This is a genomic window from Corynebacterium gerontici, from assembly GCF_003813985.1.
GTDB lineage: Bacteria > Actinomycetota > Actinomycetes > Mycobacteriales > Mycobacteriaceae > Corynebacterium > Corynebacterium gerontici.
On sequence record NZ_CP033897.1, the window covers coordinates 407,217 to 426,463 of the forward strand.

Here is a 19,247-nt window from a genome sequence, read left to right on the forward strand (position 1 = left end):
CCACTGGCTACGATGGGGCGCATGCTCAATCCACCCATTGCCCCCATCCATCCCAAGACCCGCACCCACCACGGCTTTGAGTTCGTGGATAACTACGAGTGGCTGCGTGACAAGGAATCGGATGAGACCATCCAGTACCTGGAGGCGGAAAACGCCTACACCGAGCAGGAAACCGAGCACCTGGCCACGCTTCGCAAGAACATCTTTGAAGAGATCAAGAAGCACACCAAGGAAACGGACATGTCCGTGCCGCAGCGCAAGGGCGCGTATTGGTATTACAGCCGCTCCGTGGAGGGCAAGAGCTATGGGCTTTCTTGCCGTGTTCCCGCTGAGCTGGGCACCTGGGTGCCGCCGGTGATCGACGAGTCCACCCCGCCTGCCGATGAGCAGGTGCTGCTCGATTTGAACGAGCTCGCCCAAGGCCACGAGTTCTTCTCCCTCGGCGCGGCGTCGATAAGCGATTCAGGCAAGCTACTGGCTTATTCCACCGACACCTCCGGCGATGAGCGCTTCACCATCCGGATCAAAAACCTTGATAGCGGCGAGTTGCTTGTCGACGAAATCCCCGATGCCTTCTACGGCGCGACGTGGGCGGGGGAGGACTACCTGTTTTATCAGCGCGTGGACGAGGCCTGGCGCCCGGATTCGGTGTGGCGCCATAAGCTTGGCACCCCTGTTGAGCAGGACGTATGCGTGTTCCGTGAAGAAGACGGGCGCTTCAACGTCGGCATTGGTGCCACACGCAGCGATCGCTTTCTCATGATCGAGGTGGCCTCCAAGATCACCTCCGAGGTGTGGGTGCTGGAGCAAACCAACCCCGAAGGCGAATTCGAGTGTGTGATTCCGCGTGAAAAGGGCAAGGAATACGACCTTGACCACGCCATCGTGGAAGGCGAGGACTTGTGGATTGTCACCCACAACTTCTCCGGCCCGAACTTCGAGGTGGCCTGGGCGCCGCTGGATCGCCCAACCGAGATGACCACCCTGATCCCGCACCGCGATGACGTACGCATCGAAGGCGTGGATACCTACCTTGGTCAAATCGTAGTGGGCTACCGCGCAGGTGCCATCGGGCGCGTTGCGGTGATGAAGCTCGATCCTGGCTTTAGCACCTTCGAGGAGCTCGAATTTGAAGAGGAGCTCTACTCTGTGGGCTCTTCAGGCAATCCTGAGTGGGACGCACCGGTGTTGCGCATGAGCTATGGCTCTTTCACCGTGCCGGGTGAAGTCTTTGACTACGAGGTAGCCACCGGCAAACGCACCGTGCTCAAAGAGCGCGAGGTGTACCACTACAACGCCGATGATTATGTAGCCACTCGCCTGTGGGCGCAGGCTGAAGACGGCATCCGCATCCCGATCTCCCTGGTGCGCCGCAAGGACCTGGATATAAGCAAACCCAACCCCACCTTGCTCTATGGCTATGGCTCCTATGAGATGTCCATTGATCCGGGCTTTTCTGTGGCGCGCCTATCGCTGATGGATCGCGGCATGATCTTCGCCGTGGCCCATGTTCGCGGCGGTGGCGAGATGGGCCGTGGCTGGTACGACACGGGCAAGACCGTGACCAAGAAGAACACCTTTACCGATTTCATCGCCGTTGCAGATCACCTGATCAAACGCGGTGTGACCACACCAGAGCAGCTTGTGGCCGAGGGTGGCTCCGCTGGGGGCATGCTGGTGGGGGCTGTGGCCAACCTTGCTGGGGATCGCTTCAAGGCCATCGAGGCCGTGGTGCCCTTCGTGGATCCGCTGACCTCCATGCTCATGCCCGAGCTTCCACTGACCATCACTGAATGGGATGAGTGGGGCGACCCGCTGCACGAGCAGGAGGTATATGAGTACATGGCCTCCTACGCTCCCTATGAGAACGTTGAGGCCAAGGATTACCCCAATATCTTGGCAGTAACCTCGCTGAACGATACGCGCGTGCTCTACGTGGAGCCGGCTAAGTGGATTGCCAAACTGCGCGCCACCGCCACTGGTGGGCAGTTCCTGCTCAAAACGGAGATGGTGGCAGGTCATGGTGGTGTGTCTGGCCGCTATGAAAAGTGGCACCAAACCGCATTCGAGTACGCATGGCTTGCCAATCAGGCTGCGGGCGTGCGCGAATAAAGGCAAAGTAGGGGATATGAATTTCTTTGATATCCCCATCACCTATGCCGATGGCCGTGACTCCACCATGGCCGACTTCCAAGGCCACTGCCTGCTCATTGTCAATACCGCCTCGAAGTGCGGCTACACGGAGCAGTTGGAAACCTTAGAAGAACTCTTCCAGGACTATATGCAGCGCGGGCTGTTTGTTATCGGCGTGCCAAGCGATGATTTCCAAGAAGAGCCTTTGAGCAATAAGCAGATTGCTAAGGAATACGCCAAGTACGGCGTGAGCTTCCCGCTGCTGGCCAAAGGCTCTTTGGATACCGCGCTGTATAGCTACCTCATTGGGGACGGGCCGGGAATCGAGTGGAACTTTGAAAAGTTCGTGGTCTCACCCGAGGGCAAGGTGGTTGGGCGTTTTGCCCCCAGCCTGGAGCCGGATGAGATGAAGATAATCGAGGCGCTGGAAAAATATCTTCCGGTGTAAATAACAAACTGGGCAGTCTTTCGACTGCCCAGTTTGCGTAACCCTCTATCTCAAAAGGAAGATGCCTCACACCAGCTCTCGCTTGCTCACCTTCACCTCGGGCTTGGCCCCTCAACCAAGTCATTCCCGTGGTGCCCTCATGGTGGGCAACTGTGAAAATTACAATGTCCCTCAACGCGCAATTTTCTTCGAGCTGGTTTTCCGGCGCTAGCGGTCTGATTGCTCGTTCCTGCTAGCCGGATGAAGCGGCGAAGCTATCAAACAACCCTCTCCTTCCATCTTGACTTCCCTTGTATCGAGTCGATCGTTGCTGACCGGCTGATGAACCCAAGTGTGGCACGCGGGTGTGTGCCCAGCAAGGGGCCTGTTTAGCTCTCTGACCTGCACAAATGTGGCACCTTGAGAAATCCTGAGAATGATTGAAACTCTCTGATTTTCCTTCTGAGCAGCAGAAATGACCATGAGCTGGGGTATATGTTCGGGGGTTGAATGCAAAGTTTAAAGCTAGCTGGCAGTTTGTATGCACTTCCCGCAAAACAGTAAAAGTCCTGCTCAGCGAGGCGTGGAAGCGGGTGGGGGTAGCGGTGGGTTGAGTCTTGGCTACTTGTAGAGCGACACAGGTAACGTGAGGGGCGATACGTCCCCTTGGGGCGATCGCCGTCAAACACCGACACTCACCATCCTTAATTAGGGAGCTTTATCAACGTGGCCCGTGTAGTTGTGAATGTGATGCCCAAGACGGAAATCCTGGACCCCCAGGGTCAGGCCGTCGTCCGAGCCCTTGGACGCATTGGCGTTGAGGGGGTGGCCGATGTGCGTCAGGGCAAACGCTTCGAAATTGAAGTGAATGACTCCGTTACCCGCGAAGACATTGAAAAAATGGCGGAAACCCTGCTTGCCAACACCGTGATTGAGAACTTCGACGTGGTTTTTGAGGCGGCGGAATGAGCGCCAGAATCGGAGTCATTACCTTTCCAGGCACGCTTGACGACGTCGACGCTGCCCGCGCCGCACGACTCGCAGGCGCCGAGGCGGTATCGCTGTGGCACGCCGACGAAGATCTAAAAAACGTGGATGCCGTGGTAGTTCCTGGCGGATTTTCCTATGGTGACTACCTTCGCACCGGCGCCATCTCTGCACTCGCGCCCGTGATGCGCGCGGTCGTCAATGCAGCGCACAAAGGCATGCCGGTGCTCGGCATCTGCAATGGCTTCCAGATCCTCACCGAGGCGCACCTCCTACCCGGTGCGCTCACCCGCAACCAGGGCTTGCACTTCCACTGCGTAGACACGCATCTGGTGGTGGAAAACAACAGCACCGCGTGGACCAGCGCCTGCGAACACGGCGAGAAAATCTTTGTGCCCGCCAAGCACGGCGAGGGGCGCTTCCAGGCGGATGCGCGGACCGTCGAAAAGCTAGAAGGCGAAGGCCAAGTCGTGTTCCGCTATACCGACAACTTCAACGGCTCAATCAATGGCATCGCCGGCATCACCAATGACACCGGCCGCGTGGTGGGGCTCATGCCGCACCCGGAACATGCGGTGGAAACGCTTACGGGGCCTTCCGTTGATGGCCTGAAACTGTTTGTCTCTGCAATCGGCTCGATCGCGGCATAGGGGAAACGTTATGACTCACACTTTCAACGACACCGTCGAGGCAGCCCAACAGCAGCCTGACCTGGAACAGCCCTTTGCATCGCTGGGCCTCAAAGACGACGAATATGCGCGCATCAAGGAAATTTTGGGGCGCAGGCCAACCGACGCCGAGCTCGCCATGTACTCGGTGATGTGGTCCGAGCACTGCTCATATAAGTCCTCTAAGGTGCACCTGCGCTACTTCGGTGAAACCACCACCGAGGAGATGGGGTCGAAGATCCTCGCGGGCATCGGCGAAAACGCCGGCGTGGTAGATATCGGCGATGGCAACGCGGTGACTTTCCGCGTGGAATCCCACAACCACCCCTCCTTTGTGGAACCCCACCAAGGTGCAGCCACCGGCATCGGCGGCATCGTGCGCGACATCATGGCCATGGGCGCACGCCCCATCGCGGTGATGGACCAACTGCGTTTCGGTCCTGCCGATGCCCCCGATACCTCCCGCGTACTACCCGGTGTGGTGGATGGCATTTCCCACTACGGCAACTGCCTGGGTCTGCCCAATATCGGCGGCGAAACCGTCTTCGATGCTTCTTACGCAGGCAACCCTCTAGTCAACGCACTGTGCGTGGGCACGCTCAAAGTGGAAGACCTCAAACTCGCCTTCGCCTCTGGCCTTGGCAATAAGGTCATGCTCTTTGGTTCGCGCACCGGACTCGATGGCATCGGTGGCGTTTCCGTTCTAGCCTCCGACAGCTTTGAAGACGGCGCCGAGCGCAAACTGCCCGCAGTGCAGGTGGGCGACCCCTTCGCGGAAAAGGTGCTCATCGAATGCTGCCTTGAACTGTACAAAGCCGGCGTTGTGGTTGGTATTCAAGACCTCGGCGGCGCGGGCCTTGCCTGTGCCACCTCCGAACTTGCGGCCGCTGGAGATGGCGGCATGGAGATCAACCTCGACGCCGTGCCCTTGCGTGCCGCCAATATGACGGCAGCCGAAATCCTCTCCTCCGAATCCCAAGAGCGCATGTGCGCCGTGGTCAAACCCGAGGATGTGGATCGCTTTAAGGAAATCTGCGCCCACTGGGACGTCACCTGTGCCGAGATCGGCGAGGTTACTGACGGCCAGCACCTGCTCATCCGCCACAAGGGCGAGTTGGTGGTGGACGCGCCTGCGCACACCATCGCCCACGAAGGCCCCGTCTACGAGCGCCCCTTCGCACGCCCCGAATGGCAGGACGAACTGCAGCAACTCCAGGCGATGCCGCGCCCCGCCACGGGCGAGGAACTGCGCGAGGCGCTGCTCAAGATGGTCGGCTCACCCGCGCTGTGTTCCCGCGAGTTCATCACCAATCAATATGACCGCTACGTGCGCGGCAACACCGTGAAGGCCCAGCATGCCGATGCCGGCGTGCTGCGCATCGACGAGGAAACTGGCCGCGGCGTTGCCGTATCCGCAGATGCTTCAGGTCGCTACACCAAGCTCGACCCCAACATGGGCGCGCGCCTCGCCTTGGCAGAGGCGTATCGCAACGTTGCTGTCAGCGGAGCGCGGCCGATCGCCGTAACCAACTGCCTGAATTTCGGCTCCCCGGAAGATCCAGGCGTGATGTGGCAATTCCGCGAGGCCGTGCACGGGCTTGCCGATGGCGCTAAGGAACTTGGCATCCCGGTCTCCGGCGGCAACGTCTCCTTCTATAACCAGACCGGCGAGGAAGCCATCCTGCCCACCCCAGTGGTGGGTGTGCTCGGTGTGATCGAGAACGTGGCAGACGCCATCGGGCACGATCTTGACGCCACCGAAGAAGAAGTGCTCTTTGTTCTGGGTAAGACCGGCGATGAATTCGGCGGCTCCATCTGGCAGGACGTCTCCGGCTCTGGCCTCTCGGGCCTGCCGCCGCAGGTTGATCTGGCCAATGAGCAGCGCCTGGCTGACTTCTTTGTGGGGAACACTCTGCTCACCGCAGCGCACGACGTATCCGAGGGTGGCATTGCGCAAACGCTAGTGGAAATGGCGATCCGCTCCGGTGGTGGCCTCGATGTGGATTTGGGCGAGGTGCACGAGGATCTCTTTGTCGCGCTCTTCTCCGAGTCTGCATCGCGTGCAGTGATCGCAAGCACTGCTGACAATGCTGAAGCCGTAGCGTCGCGCGCTGCTGAGTGCGGTGTGCCAATCACCCGGATCGGGCGCACCATCCAGGATCGCAGCTTCAAGGCTGCCGCTGGCGAGGTGGTAGTTGAGACTGCGATGGAGGAGCTGGAAGCCACCTGGAAAGCCACGCTACCTGGTATTTTCGGGCATGCGGTAGGTGCAAACTCCGTGGTGGAATAAGGTACAACATTGCTACGCCTCGCCTTGATGGGGCGTAGCATTTTCAATGAAGCACACCATGCACGAAAGCTCGAAGGAGATGGGATGGCCTCCGCATCACAGCAGCCGCAAACGTTGAGCGAACAGCTCATCGAAAGGCGGGTGTTGCTCGCCGACCGTGGTGTGCGGCCATTGATTCGCGGCTGGTTCCACTTCTTCGCCGCTCTGGGCTCCCTGATTTTCGGCTCGGTTCTTTCCACCATCGCCTGGTTAAAGCTGCCCGGTGTCGAAGCCTTCGGTGTCACCGTATATGCCGTGGGCGTTTTCGTGCTCTTTGGCGTGTCCGCCGCCTATCACCGAGGCCCCTGGCGATCCACGCGCACAGTGAAGTGGTGGCGGCGTGCAGATCACGCCACTATCGCGGTGTTTATCGCCGCAACCTATACGCCCCTATGCTTGATCGCCCTGCCGGGAACACCGGGGCTGATCATGCTGCTCATCGCCTGGATCGGTGCACTGGCCGGTGTGGTGATGAACCTGGTGTGGATTGACCACCCGCGCTGGCTGGCCGTTGCCGTGTACCTGGTGCTGGGCTGGCTGATCGTGCCCTTGATCCCGCAACTGTGGAGCAATATCGGCCATCTTGTGGTGTGGCTGCTGCTTGCCGGCGGCTTGGTATACACCATGGGTGCTGTGGTGTATGGGCTGCGCTGGCCTGGGCGCAACGCCAAGATCTACGGCTATCACGAGCATTTTCACACCGCCACCATCATCGCGGCGGCCTTGCACTTTGTTGCCATCTGGATGGTGGTTGGTGCAGTTGCCTCCTAATAGGGCAGCGCTAGTTATCTGCGCTTCGCTTTCGTTGCTGCAGCCTTAATACGCCCGGTTACTCCAGGGGAGAAGCTGGGCGTGTTTTTGGGTAGGCCAAGTCGGGGGCGGACAGCTCAGGTCGGGGTAGGCGAAGTCGGGGGTGGGCCAAGGTTATTAGGTGAGGGTTCCCTAATCCATGCGCTACATTAGATACGGAAATACTCGTTAGTAACTGGATTGAGGCTGCCCATGTCCCCAGCGCTTCCAATGGATCAGCGTCCCACCGAATCCGTGCCCGGCCACTGGCTACTCGCACGCCTAGGCAAGCGCGTGCTACGCCCCGGAGGCCTAGAGCTCACCACCGCCCTCCTTGATGCCGCACAGCTTCAAGGCAAAAAGGTCGCGGAATTTGCTCCCGGTATTGGTAAGACCGCCAAGCTGATCCTGCAACGCCACCCGGCAAGCTATATCGGCATCGATGAAGACCCCCAAGCGGTGGCGCTGAGCCAAGAAGCCATCGGTGATCAAGGCCAGATCCGCCAAGCCCAAGCCCAGGCCACTGGGCTTGAAAGCGAGAGCCTGGAAGTAGTGGTGGGCGAAGCCATGCTCACCATGCAAGGCGCAAAGGGCAAAAGCGCGATTATCAACGAGGCGTATCGGGTGCTCGAACCCGGCGGAAGGTATTGCATTCACGAGCTTTCCTTGCGCCCCGATGGCATTGCAGAGGAGATCAAGCAGGAAATTTCCAAAGCACTCGCCCGGAGCATCCATGTAAATGCCCGACCCCTTACGCAGTCTGAATGGCAAGCGGCGCTTGAGCAGGCCGGATTCAAGGTCATCAGCGTCAAACATGCCGGGATGGAATTGCTCGATCTCAAGCGCAACATCGACGATGAAGGGATAGCAGGAACCACCAAGATCCTGTTCAACCTGCTGCGCATGCCAGCGGTCAGGAAACGCGTGATGGCCATGCGCAAGGTATTCCACCAGTACTCCGACTCATTGGCAGCCATTGCGATTGTGGCGGAGAAACCAGCATGAAATCAGGCCAACGGTTTTCTCGCCAGCAGCTTTTGAGCACCGTGATCACCTCGGCTGTTGTCTCCTTCGTGGTAGCGGCCTTGCTGATCACCCTGGCGGTCCAAGCCCTACAGCGCGAAGATCGCACCAGCTTGCAGGCAGATTCGAGCGTTGCCACCCAAAGCGAGGCAGCAACGCCCAGCGCAAAACAAACCGCAGAGGCTGAAACGAGCACCAAGCCTGAGCCATCGAGTAGCACCGAGGCGCCGGATTCCGAGCAGGCCTTGGCCGCGGCCACCCCAACCGCCGAAGCAGACCCGAGCCGCCAAACAAGCCCAAGCACCCAAGCAACCCCGACCACCCAAGCAGACCCAGACGCCGGGGAAAGCGAGGACGCACCCACCGCAGCCCAAACAGCGCGAGGCTGGCAACCAGCAACGCCACTTCCTGCTAATTTCCGGGTCACCAACCCAAACCCCAGCCTGGATGAGCTCAATGCGATCATCCACTTTCTTGTGGCCACACCTGCTAGTGATGAGGCCAAAGCTGCGAACCTTGAAGGCGGGCGTGCTGCGGTGATGATCCCTCAAACGGTGTATCGCCTGGGGCTGTTTCGTGCGCCGCTTGGCTGGAAGGAAGTTACCGGCCCGCTCGAACTTGGCCAGGATAGGGCAGTGGCCACACTGATTTCCGAGTCGGCTGGGCGCCCCGGCGTGCATACCCGAATCCAGTTTGTGTACCGCGATGGCAATTGGCGCTTGGCTAATGCCTCGATCTGCGAAGGCGTGCGCACCGTCGGATTGCCTTTGGAATGCCCCGCATGACGCCCGCGATCGAAGTAGAGCACCTGCAATGCCGCTTCGGCGCCAAGGTCATTTTCCAAGACCTCAACTTGCGCATCAATCAGGGCAGTACTTGCGCGCTGCTCGGGGCCAATGGCGTTGGCAAAACCACACTGCTCGCCATGCTCGTCGGCGCTTTGGAGCCAAGTGCTGGCAGCATCCGCATCGATGGGTATGACCCAAGGAAGTTCGCACAACCGTTGCATCAGGTGGGTTTCCATTTCGATGTCGCAGCCTTACACCCCCACCACAGCCCGCGCCGGCATTTGCAGTGGATGGCGACTGCGCTGGGCGTTGACAAGCAAAGAGTAGACATGCTCATCCACCACGCCGGCTTGGAGGCCTTTGCGCACCGTCGCCTCAAGCATTGTTCGCTGGGTATTCGCCAAAGAGCCGGCATTGCCTCAGCGATGCTGGCCGATCCTCCGATTTTGCTTTTCGACGAACCCCTCAACGGCCTCGACCTCCAAGGCATCCTGTGGTTTCGCGGGCTGCTCGATACCTGGCGCGCGGAAGCGAAAACGGTGGTCTTATCCACCCACGACCTGCCAGAAGCCCAGCGCAGCGTGGATCAGGTGTGCATTATTGCCGACAAGCAGGTGCGCTTGCAGGCCGGCATGGAGCAGGTCTTAGCTACTTTTGGTGGGCTTGAGCCGGCCATGATTGCGCACATCCCAGAATTGGCGGGGAGGTAGCCCATGCATACGTTGATCCGCAATGTTCGCGCCGAGGCCACACGCCTTTCAGGCCTAGGGCCTTGGCTGTGCTGGGTACTGCCCCTAGCGGTGTGCGCCCCTTTGCTGATCACCCTCGCGGTGGCCGCGGTTGCCAGCCGTATTGCTGCTGAAAGCTCGATCTTAAAAGTCCAGGGAGTTAGCAGCGATAACGCCGCCTACTGGGTGGTGCATCTAGGCGTGCTGATCTGCGTGATCGGTGCGGCCCTGGCCCAAACCAGCACCACCCAATTAGCACCCGTCGCGCTGCTACACCAACGCCTCCAGCCTCACAGCCTGCACATCCTGTTCGCCCGGTGGTTGCTCTGCGGTGCGGTGGCCTGCATGGTGGTGTGGCTTGATATCTTCCTCTTGCTCGTGGTGCTGCCCCAAGCATTCGGGCAGGTATATGCCGGGGTAGATCTCTTTTCTTTCACCGGCGCGCGCCTGCTGTGGGCAGGCCCTGTATGGGCGTGGATTGCCTGCGGCTTTGGCATTGGCCTCGGTGCGGTGCTGCGCACCCCCGCTGCCACCATCGCGGTGCTCAGCGTGTGGGCGCTGTTGATAGAAAACGCCATCGCCTTATTGCCACACGGCGGCACACTGCTGCAATTCATGCCCTTTATCAACGGCACCTTCGCCACGGGGCAGGCCGTAGCCATCGAACCTGGATGGGGCCAAAATGGCGCACTGCTGTATGTTGCCATCCTGGCGCTAGCCGTGGTGTTTTTAGGTGCATTGCTGCGCAAACGTAACTACTAGCACCTGCGGCAGATAGAATCACCGCTCATGAACTCCCTGCGGTACAAAATCGCCTCGTACTTCCAAACCTTCTGGTTTATCCCGGCAGTGATGGTGGTCTTTTCCATCGTGCTGGCGCAGTTCCTGATCTGGCTGGAATTGCGATTCGGCGTACCAAGCCAGCTCAGCTTCATTTATCAAGGTGGCGAATCCGGTGCTCGAAGCCTACTGAGCTCCATCACCACCGCCAGCATCGGCGTGGCGGGCACCATGTTCTCCATTACGATCGCGGCGCTTTCCTCGGTGGTGTCCACGATGGGCCCACGCCTGTTGCATAGCTTCTTGCAGGATCGCGGCATTAAGATCACCCTGGGCATCTTCGTTGCCACCTTCGCCTTTGCTCTCTTCTCCCTGCGCTCGATCAGCGCTGGCCAGGAGGGTGAAGAGGTATTCGTGCCGCACTACAACGTCACGATGGTGATGATTTACTCCACGGCCTACATCGCCGCAGTTGTTTACTACATTGGCCACATGGCGGGCAGCATTTCCATGACGCGGGTGGTGAACCTGCTTGCCGACGACCTCTCCAACGCCCTGCACAAAGGCACCAAGCAGGCGGAGGATGAGCGAGACCTCACCCCGCCTACCGAGGGATACTTCTTAAGCGGGGATGAGATCACCGCTGATCGAGGCGGCTATGTGCAATACGTGGATTATCAGGGGTTAGCGCAGGCTGCGGAAAAACACGAAGCGGCCATTGAGTTGCTCGTGCGTCCCGGCACACATGTTACGGAATGTGATCTCCTCGCTCGCTGCGTGCCAGAGCGCTTCGACATTAACGAGTACCTGGTAATCGGCAATGTGCGCAGTGATAAGCAAGACATGGAATTCTCGGTGCGCCAATTGCTTGAAGTGGCCGTGCGTGCGCTGAGCCCAGGTACCAATGATCCTTTCACTGCAATGGACATCATTGATCGCTTCGCCGAGGTCTTAAGCCAGTTGCGTGACCGCGCGCTGCCCGAAGGCGTGATCCAGCGTGATGATGCCATTCGCGTGATCTATGACGTCACCACGTACGAGGGCCTTCTGGATGAAATGTTCCTGCAAATCAGGCAGAACGCTAACGGCACCGTGGCGGTATACATCCGCATGATGGAGGCGTTCAGCAAGGTGGTGTGCAGCACCAAGCGCCCTGAGCGCAGAGAAGCGCTCAAGCATCATGCGGACCTGGTGATGAGCGATGCGCGCGACTTGGTCAGTACACCCCAGGATTTGCAAACGCTTGAGCGCCGCTATGAGCGTTTCATCCAGCTGATGGAATCCCCGAAAACGCCGCGTTCCTAATCCACCTGTTGGTAGCCGCTGCGGGACACCAAGGGCAGCGGCGAATACTGGGCGCGTAGCTCTCGCAGGGTATTCGCGTGTTCGGCGAGGCGCTTGTCCTCCACCGTGCGCGGATTGAACTGCCGGGCGGGTAGGGGATTGCCGTCGATATCCATGCCGATATAGGTGACTGTGGCGTGAATGGCGGTCTGCAGCGCATCGCGGCCGCCCTTGGGATCACCGGCGCGCACGTGGACTGAGGTTTGCATGGAGCGGGCGTCGGTGCGCATGAGCCGAGCATCCACTTCAATCAGGTCGCCGATGGAGATGGGGCGGTAGAAACGGATGCCACCGGCGTATACCGCCACGGTGTGCTCGCCGGACCACTCCATGGTGCAGGCGGTCCCGGCTTCGTCGATCCATTCCATGGCGGAGCCGCCGTGGACTTTGCCGCCCCAGTTCACATCCGTTGGCCGGGCGAGGAAGCGGTTGATCAACCTTGGTGCTTCCGATGGGCCGTCGTAGGTCTGCTTTTCCATTTCTTCTTCAATGGCCTTGCGCAGCTCGATGCGTGACTCCGCAGCATCGTGAACCCTTCGGCCTTCCTCGCTGCTGGGCTCGTACTTTGGCACGGTAACGGGTTTGCCGGAGCCGGGATCTTTGGCCACGAAGATCACTAGGCAGTCGCAGGCGCGGGTAAACACACCTTCGCGAGGATCAGCGGAGAGCACTTCGTTGACGATGTGCATGGAGGATCGGCCGGTCATGGCGATGCGTGAGCGCACTTCAACCATGTCGCCGGATTTGATGGGGCGTGTGAAGTGGATGTGTCCAACGTAGGCGGTTACGCAGTAGGTACCGGACCATTGCACCGCGCAGGCGTATGCGGCTTTGTCGATCCATTCCAGGAGCCTGCCGCCGCCGACGCCGTGGCTTCCGGCCATGATGATGTCTGTGGGGGCAGCAAGAAAGCGCAGAGTCACCGAAGATTTGCTCATGGAAGAACTGTAGCAATTGTGGCTTAGACTGCATTCTTATGGCACGTATCGATCCCGCTGAAACCCGTGAAGCAATCGCTGCGCTCGCACCTTGGCTTTTCGACGCCACCGTGACCCAGCCTCCCCGTCCCGCATTGGCGCGGGCGGTTCGTTTGAGCGCGCGGCTGTTGGCGCAGGAAAGTCCGGGTCATTCTGTCGAGGTGCGGGTGCCCCCCTTTGTGGCGGTGCAGTGCATTGAGGGGCCGAGGCATACACGCGGCACGCCCCCGAATGTGGTGGAGTGTTCACCGCGCACTTGGCTGCGCTTAGTTGCGGGCTTGGACCGCTGGGATGATGCGGATATCGACGCCTCCGGCACCCGGGCCGCCGAGGTGGCAGCGCTGTTGCCATTCGTGCCGCTGCATCCCGATGCTGGCGCCGAAGTTGGATGAGATGGGACGTCGAAAAGCGCTAATTTCCGGGGCCGGTACCCCAACATGGGGCGGGGATGCGGGGTAGTGGGTTAGCATGGCTGCGTGGTAAATACACAAGTGCCTCAAGGTGTTACCCCCGCACCATTCGATGACCACGGCGAGCAATCGCCCCGCGAAGAGTGCGGCGTTTTCGGTGTGTGGGCGCCAGGTGAAGAAGTATCTAAGCTGACCTATTTTGGCCTTTTCGCCTTGCAGCACCGTGGCCAGGAAGCCGCCGGTATTGCCGTTGGGGATGGCGACCAGGTGGTGGTGTTCAAAGACCTCGGGCTGGTCAGCCAAGTGTTTGATGAACCCACCCTGGAATCCCTGCGCGGTGACGTGGGCATTGGCCACACGCGTTACTCCACTGCTGGCGGTGTGACCTGGGAGAATTCGCAGCCGATGTTTCGGGTGGCTCCCGATGGCACCGACGTGGCCCTGTGCCACAACGGCAATCTGGTGAATTTCCTGGAGCTGCTGGATGAGGCCGCCGAAAAGGATCTCGTGCGCAAAGAAGACGCGCCCTCGGATTCCGACGTGATGACAGCGCTGCTCTCTCACGCAATTCACGATGGGCAAACACTTTTCGACGCCGCGCGTGACCTCCTCCCACGCATCCGAGGCGCATTCTGCCTCACCTTCACTGACGGCCATACGCTTTACGCCGCCCGCGATCCCTGGGGCATCCGCCCGCTGGTGCTGGGCAGGCTCGACGGGGGATGGACGGTGGCTTCGGAAACTTGCGCCCTCGACATCGTCGGTGCTTCCTTTGTCCGCGAAATTGAGCCGGGCGAAATGGTGGCGATCGATGGCTCTGGGGTTCGCTCGGTCCGCTTCGCCGAGGTGGAGCGCAAAACCTGCGTGTTCGAGTACGTCTATCTTGCCCGCCCCGACTCCACAATTCACGGGCGAAACGTGAACGCAACCCGCTTGGAAATCGGGCGCCGTTTGGCCAGAGAATTCCCCGCCGAGGCGGATCTGGTGATCCCCGTGCCGGAGTCCGGCAACCCAGCGGCGGTGGGCTATGCCCAAGAGTCGGGTATTCCCTTCGGCCAGGGCCTGGTGAAAAATGCCTACGTTGGGCGCACCTTCATCCAACCTTCCCAAACACTGCGTCAACTCGGCATTCGCTTGAAGCTCAATCCGCTGCGAGAGGTGATTCAAGGCAAGCGCCTGGTGGTGGTGGATGATTCGATCGTGCGCGGCAATACGCAGCGAGCCTTGATTCGGATGTTGCGCGAGGCCGGCGCCAAAGAGGTGCATGTGCGCATTGCATCGCCGCCGGTGAAGTGGCCCTGCTTCTACGGGATTGACTTCGCAAGCCCCGGCGAGCTCATCGCCAACGCCGTCACCGGCGACAATGATGCAGAGCTCGCGGCACAGGTTAGCACCGCTATCGGTTCGGATTCCCTCGGATATGTCTCCACCGAAGCCATGATCGAGGCAACCTCGCAGCCCGCCAGCGAATTGTGCGCAGCTTGCTTCGACGGGCACTATCCCATTGGCATGCCTGCGGGAAATAAGAACGCCGAGTTGGTTTCCGCCATGAAGCGCGGGAGCTGCGGTGGCCCGGAACACGACTAGCATCGAATACGACCTCCCCATCTACTAGGAAGATCATCACTATGACCGAAGAAGTGTCCTACGCCGCTGCTGGCGTCGATATCGAAGCTGGCGATCGCGCAGTCGAACTCTTCGCGCCCCATGCAAAGCGTGCCACGCGCCCCGAGGTGCGAGGTGGCCTCGGCGGCTTTGCCGGGCTGTTCGCCCTGGGTAAATACCGGGAGCCGCTTCTTGCCGCAGGTTCCGATGGGGTGGGCACAAAATTGGCTATTGCCCAGGCAATGGACAAGCACGACACCATCGGCATCGACTTGGTAGCCATGTGCGTTGATGATCTCGTGGTCTGCGGCGCGGAGCCGCTTTTCCTCCAGGATTACATTGCCATTGGCAAGGTGGTGCCCGAACACGTCGCGGGAATTGTCAAGGGCATTGCCGAAGGCTGCGTTCAAGCCGGGTGCGCGCTGCTCGGCGGCGAAACCGCAGAGCACCCCGGCGTGATGGAGCCCGGTGAATACGACGTCTCTGCCACCGCCGTCGGCGTCGTGGAGGCCGACGAGCTACTGGGTCCGGATCGCGTGCGCAAGGGCGACGTGGTGATCGCCATGGCATCTTCCGGTCTGCACTCGAACGGCTACTCCCTGGCCCGCCACGTCTTGCTGGATAAGGCGGGCCTCCAACTGGATGTGAAGATGGAGGAACTGGATCGTACCCTCGGTGAGGAGCTGCTCGAGCCAACGCGCATCTACACCAAAGATTGCCTGGCGCTGGCGGGCGAATGCGAAGTGCACACCTTCTGCCACGTCACCGGCGGTGGACTCGCGGGGAATCTGGCTCGCGTGATCCCGGAGGGGCTCAGTGCCGAGCTTTCCCGAGCAACCTGGACACCAGGGCCCATTTTCAAAACGATCCAATCGGTGGGGCAAGTGCCTCAAGAGGAGATGGAAAAAACCTTCAACATGGGCGTGGGCATGGTGGCCGTAGTGGCGGCAAAGGATCGCGACCGCGCTCTGGCGATGCTCACCGCTCGCCACATTGAGGCCTGGGAACTCGGCCAGGTAGTAGCAGCAGAATCTCATGCCGAACCGGTAGTGCTTAGTGGCACCCACCCCGGCTACTAAGCCAACTGCGCGAACAGCAAAAAGGGGAAATGGAGTTTTTCCACTTCCCCTTTTTTAGCGTTGCATGTAAAGCTGTGTTCGCAAGAACGGAATCAGACGGCTAGTCGCGCCAATCGTAATCCGAATAGTCGTCTTCACGGTCATCGTCGTGAGACTTGCCGGCAAGTTCACGCTGAAGCCGCTCCAAGTCCATTTCTGGCGTGTTGTACTTGAGCTGGCGTGCAACCTTGGTCTGCTTAGCCTTCGCGCGTCCGCGACCCATGGCATGACCCCCTTGGAGTAACTTCGATCGGCCCACGGAATTCACCGGGGCCGCTCGCTATCTTGTGCTATTTCGTATATTCCTACCAGACACAATAGCCCGAAAGGTGGTCATTTGTCGCCCTAGGGGGTATGACCTCGCTTTTTGCTTGGGCGTTTGTGCTTATCGACGCCCCTGTAAACGCTCAATCGCCTCACGCCCAGCGGGGGTACCGCCGTCCACGGGAACCGAGTCGTGATCCACCGCCACGGCTACCTCGCCGGCGCGCAGATCCTTTTTGTTCACAGCCGAACGCTTCAACACGGCCAACGCCACGGGTCCGTACTCATAGTCGTGCACCACCGTGCCGATTCTGCCGAGTGCGCGCGATGAAGCACCAGCGGTAATCGGTTCGCCTGTCAGCGGCAGGGTGGGAGCTGAACCATCGAGGTGGACGAGCACCACCACGCGCGGAGATCGTCCCAAGTTTTCTACCCGCGCCACCGTCTCTTGACCCCGATAGCAGCCTTTGTGCAGATGCACTGCCTGAGCAAGCAACACCGGGGACTCATGCGGGATGGACTTCTCATCGAGATCCAAGGAGCGCTCAGGCATGAGGGAACGAACGCGCTGCGCCTGGTACGCCATGAGGCCCGTGGCAGTGGCGCCGTCGCGAATGAGAGACGTGGCGACGTCGAAAAGCTCTGTCTTGGCTACCAAAAGATCAAGACGCGGCAAACCAAATCCCTCAACCATCCTGTGCGGGTGCTCCCAATCCCGTGCCGGAAGCGTGCCAATTAAGGTGAGAATCCCGATCTCAGGCGTGCTGATTTCCACCTTGGACCAAAACACCATCTTTTGCAGGTAATCCAGCAGCGTAGGCGCATCGGCTGGTTCGCAGTCTAGATAGAAGATGTCATTCCAAAACAGCACATCCATCTGGTGCACAATCCTGCCTTGTGCGTCCAAATTCAGCGCCTGCGCCGCGAAGCCGTGCTCGGCCTGGTCAAGTTTTTGGCTCAGCAGATTGTTCAAAAACGCCGGAGCATCCTCGCCGCTGACGGCAATGACAGTGCGGTGCGAACGGTCGATCAACGCCAAGGAAGGTTCAAAGACGCGCTGCTCGCTCAGCGGATCGCCATAATGCCACGCCACGCCCGGGTGGGCGGCTTGAGCCGTGGGATCGTCTTCGGGTGAAAGTGCCGTGGCACCGGGGAGTTGTAGGAGCGGGGAAACGGCATGAAGGGAGTCAGTATTTTTCATCGTAGTGGCCATTTTTACACCACCCTTTGGGCATAATGAAGGTATGGCCGCCTCAACGCGCACGCCCGCGCCGCAACCGATCATCATCGCTGTTGAACCCTTCGGGGGTTCCATCCGGAATCACAGTCCCCTTTTGCCACTGGTGTACTGGGATGATGCCGCGGTCACTCGGGGGGACGGGGTGTTTGAAACATTGCTGATTCGCAATGGAAAGGCATGTCAGCTTGAGCAACACCTCGAACGCTTCCAGCGTTCAGCGGCGCGATTAGATCTACCGGTGCCCAAAGCCGAAGATTGGCGCAAGGCCACTTCCATGGCGGTGGAACAGTGGGCGGAGAAAACCGAGGCAGACGCCAAATGCGTTTGGACCTACACTCGCGGGCGCCCCACTGCCAATCCCAACGAACCGCACCCGAGCGCCTGGCTCACCATCAACCCCCTCGATGCCGAAATGCTGCGTCAGCGCGAGGAGGGGATCAAGGTGCTTACCGCTCCGCGTGGCTATTCAGTAGAGACGATTGATGAAGATCTGCCTTGGCTGCAGGTGGGCGCCAAAACGCTCAATTATGCAGCCAATATGTCGGCCCTGCGATGGGCGAAACGCCGGGGCTTCGATGACGTGATCTTCACCGAGGGGGACCGCGTACTTGAGGGCGCCACTTCGACGGTGCTCGCTGTTCGGGGTAATAAGCTTCGCACACCAGCGGGCTCCGGCATTTTGGCGGGCACCACGCAGGCGGCGCTGTTTGCCAAAGCGGAGCAAGAAGGCTGGAATTGCCGCGCGAAAGAAATGGATTTGGAGTACCTCTGCGAAAAGGCCGACAGCGTCTGGTTGCTCAGCTCCGTGAGGATGGCAGCGCGGGTGCGTCGCATTAACGAAAAAAAATTGCCCAAGCCAGACAACGAAGCCACCATTCAGCAGCTCGTTGCGTCCAGCTTGGGGTAGAAGGCTTAGCCAATCACGCGCGACAGCTCGGCGGACATACGGGGGCGAAGCTCCTCGCCCACCATGCGCTCGTCGACCCAGCCCAAGTTATTGTTCGGCATGAGGCCGTAGAGACGCTTGCCGGGCCCGAGCGTGGTCGGGCCAGTGGCGGTGACCATGGTGGACGCGGATTCAATCTGCCAGGCGCGCTCATTCACCGGGTGGCCGTAGTAAATCTCAGAAACGCCAGTGGAGTGGGTGCACACCACTTCGATTTCGTCCTGCTCATTAATGCGCCAGTAACCTGACTCGCGCACATCGAGACCGTTGGGCTTTCCTTCCTCATCCAACTTCCACATCCTGGAGCTATAGGTGAGGTAATTCTCGCCATCGTGGGCAAAAGTAATCTGCTGTCCAAAGTTGTACTGGCCGTCTTCTGCAGTATCGGCCTGGCCGGTGCCGCGCCACACGCCCACGAGGGGGAGTAGGGCAAGCAAACCGTCGTGCAGACTGGGGCCTTCGCGAAGATTGGCGGTGTCATCGGGGATTGGTAGATCGCCCAAACCCGGAATATTGCGGTGGGAGGTATCTTTCCACTGCTCTGCGGCGCGATTGACCACGTCACTTCCGGAAAGCGAGACCTCTGGTTGTTGGGGTGTTTGATCTTGAGAATCGCTCATAAGCCACCACCTTAGTGCCAATGATGGTGAGCTTGAAGCCGCCCCGGCACCGCGGTTGTTTGTTAGGAGAA

General features: G+C 59.8%; 19 protein-coding genes. 15 read left to right on the top strand and 4 right to left on the bottom strand.

All coding sequences use genetic code 11. The features are described from left to right. Positions 1–12 precede the first annotated feature (12 nt). The 11 genes from CGERO_RS01915 to CGERO_RS01965 all read left to right on the top strand — a co-directional run bounded on the left by CGERO_RS01915 (position 13) and on the right by CGERO_RS01965 (position 11,957). Positions 13–2,112, top strand: a complete 2,100-nt coding sequence (locus CGERO_RS01915) for a S9 family peptidase (protein ID WP_123935858.1) — start codon at positions 13–15, stop codon at positions 2,110–2,112. Positions 2,113–2,128: 16 nt separating this feature from the next. Then, positions 2,129–2,581: a glutathione peroxidase gene (locus CGERO_RS01920; protein WP_123933222.1), complete on the top strand. Its 453-nt coding sequence runs from the start codon at positions 2,129–2,131 to the stop codon at positions 2,579–2,581. 705 nt (positions 2,582–3,286) lie between these two features. Further along, on the top strand, positions 3,287–3,529 hold the full coding sequence (purS, locus tag CGERO_RS01925; RefSeq protein ID WP_123933223.1) for a phosphoribosylformylglycinamidine synthase subunit PurS: 243 nt from the start codon (positions 3,287–3,289) through the stop codon (positions 3,527–3,529). Then, positions 3,526–4,197 (top strand): phosphoribosylformylglycinamidine synthase subunit PurQ, encoded by a 672-nt coding sequence (gene purQ, locus CGERO_RS01930; protein ID WP_123933224.1) that lies wholly within the window; start codon positions 3,526–3,528, stop codon positions 4,195–4,197. The genes purS and purQ overlap by 4 nt, the downstream gene beginning before the upstream one ends. 10 nt (positions 4,198–4,207) lie before the next feature. Further along, on the top strand, positions 4,208–6,505 hold the full coding sequence (gene purL, locus CGERO_RS01935) for a phosphoribosylformylglycinamidine synthase subunit PurL (RefSeq protein WP_123933225.1): 2,298 nt from the start codon (positions 4,208–4,210) through the stop codon (positions 6,503–6,505). 84 nt (positions 6,506–6,589) lie between these two features. After that, entirely contained in the window at positions 6,590–7,315 is a 726-nt protein-coding gene (gene trhA / locus CGERO_RS01940; protein ID WP_123933226.1) for a PAQR family membrane homeostasis protein TrhA, read from the top strand. A 231-nt stretch (positions 7,316–7,546) separates the two neighbouring features. Continuing rightward, positions 7,547–8,338, top strand: a complete 792-nt coding sequence (locus CGERO_RS01945; protein ID WP_123933227.1) for a class I SAM-dependent methyltransferase — start codon at positions 7,547–7,549, stop codon at positions 8,336–8,338. Next, positions 8,335–9,141 carry an MTB12 C-terminal domain-containing protein gene (locus CGERO_RS01950; protein WP_123933228.1) on the top strand — a complete coding sequence of 269 codons (807 nt, stop codon included), beginning with the start codon at positions 8,335–8,337 and terminating at the stop codon, positions 9,139–9,141. The genes CGERO_RS01945 and CGERO_RS01950 overlap by 4 nt, the downstream gene beginning before the upstream one ends. Continuing rightward, a complete protein-coding gene (locus tag CGERO_RS01955) occupies positions 9,138–9,854 on the top strand; it encodes an ABC transporter ATP-binding protein (RefSeq protein ID WP_164470227.1) in 717 nt (238 codons plus the stop codon). The genes CGERO_RS01950 and CGERO_RS01955 overlap by 4 nt, the downstream gene beginning before the upstream one ends. Positions 9,855–9,857: 3 nt before the next feature. Beyond that, positions 9,858–10,634, top strand: coding sequence for a hypothetical protein (locus CGERO_RS01960; RefSeq protein WP_123933230.1), 777 nt, complete (start codon positions 9,858–9,860; stop codon positions 10,632–10,634). Between the two features lie 27 nt (positions 10,635–10,661). Next, positions 10,662–11,957, top strand: coding sequence for a DUF2254 domain-containing protein (locus CGERO_RS01965; RefSeq protein ID WP_123933231.1), 1,296 nt, complete (start codon positions 10,662–10,664; stop codon positions 11,955–11,957). On the opposite strand, the gene CGERO_RS01970 is transcribed toward CGERO_RS01965, so the two are convergent. Beyond that, on the bottom strand, positions 11,954–12,934 hold the full coding sequence (locus tag CGERO_RS01970) for an acyl-CoA thioesterase (protein ID WP_123933232.1): 981 nt from the start codon (positions 12,932–12,934) through the stop codon (positions 11,954–11,956). The two genes, CGERO_RS01965 and CGERO_RS01970, sit on opposite strands and share 4 nt — an antisense overlap. 38 nt (positions 12,935–12,972) lie before the next feature. Between CGERO_RS01970 and CGERO_RS01975 the strand changes: the two genes are divergently transcribed. The 3 genes from CGERO_RS01975 (at position 12,973) to purM (ending at position 16,067) form a co-directional block, all read left to right on the top strand. Then, a complete protein-coding gene (locus tag CGERO_RS01975; protein WP_123933233.1) occupies positions 12,973–13,365 on the top strand; it encodes a sterol carrier family protein in 393 nt (130 codons plus the stop codon). 84 nt (positions 13,366–13,449) lie between these two features. Next, positions 13,450–14,970: an amidophosphoribosyltransferase gene (purF, locus tag CGERO_RS01980; RefSeq protein ID WP_123933234.1), complete on the top strand. Its 1,521-nt coding sequence runs from the start codon at positions 13,450–13,452 to the stop codon at positions 14,968–14,970. A 41-nt stretch (positions 14,971–15,011) separates the two neighbouring features. Further along, positions 15,012–16,067 (top strand): phosphoribosylformylglycinamidine cyclo-ligase, encoded by a 1,056-nt coding sequence (gene purM / locus CGERO_RS01985; RefSeq protein ID WP_123933235.1) that lies wholly within the window; start codon positions 15,012–15,014, stop codon positions 16,065–16,067. 100 nt (positions 16,068–16,167) lie between these two features. On the opposite strand, the gene CGERO_RS01990 is transcribed toward purM, so the two are convergent. Continuing rightward, positions 16,168–16,329 (bottom strand): DUF3073 domain-containing protein, encoded by a 162-nt coding sequence (locus CGERO_RS01990; RefSeq protein ID WP_123933236.1) that lies wholly within the window; start codon positions 16,327–16,329, stop codon positions 16,168–16,170. A gap of 162 nt (positions 16,330–16,491) precedes the next feature. Next, positions 16,492–17,571, bottom strand: coding sequence for a CAF17-like 4Fe-4S cluster assembly/insertion protein YgfZ (gene ygfZ, locus CGERO_RS01995; protein ID WP_245998860.1), 1,080 nt, complete (start codon positions 17,569–17,571; stop codon positions 16,492–16,494). A 43-nt stretch (positions 17,572–17,614) separates the two neighbouring features. On the opposite strand from ygfZ, the gene CGERO_RS02000 reads away from it, so the two are divergent. Next, positions 17,615–18,517 carry an aminodeoxychorismate lyase gene (locus CGERO_RS02000; protein ID WP_123933238.1) on the top strand — a complete coding sequence of 301 codons (903 nt, stop codon included), beginning with the start codon at positions 17,615–17,617 and terminating at the stop codon, positions 18,515–18,517. 5 nt (positions 18,518–18,522) lie between these two features. Here the strand turns inward: CGERO_RS02000 and CGERO_RS02005 are convergent, their stop codons facing one another. Beyond that, positions 18,523–19,176: a heme-binding beta-barrel domain-containing protein gene (locus CGERO_RS02005; protein ID WP_123933239.1), complete on the bottom strand. Its 654-nt coding sequence runs from the start codon at positions 19,174–19,176 to the stop codon at positions 18,523–18,525. Positions 19,177–19,247 lie beyond the last annotated feature (71 nt).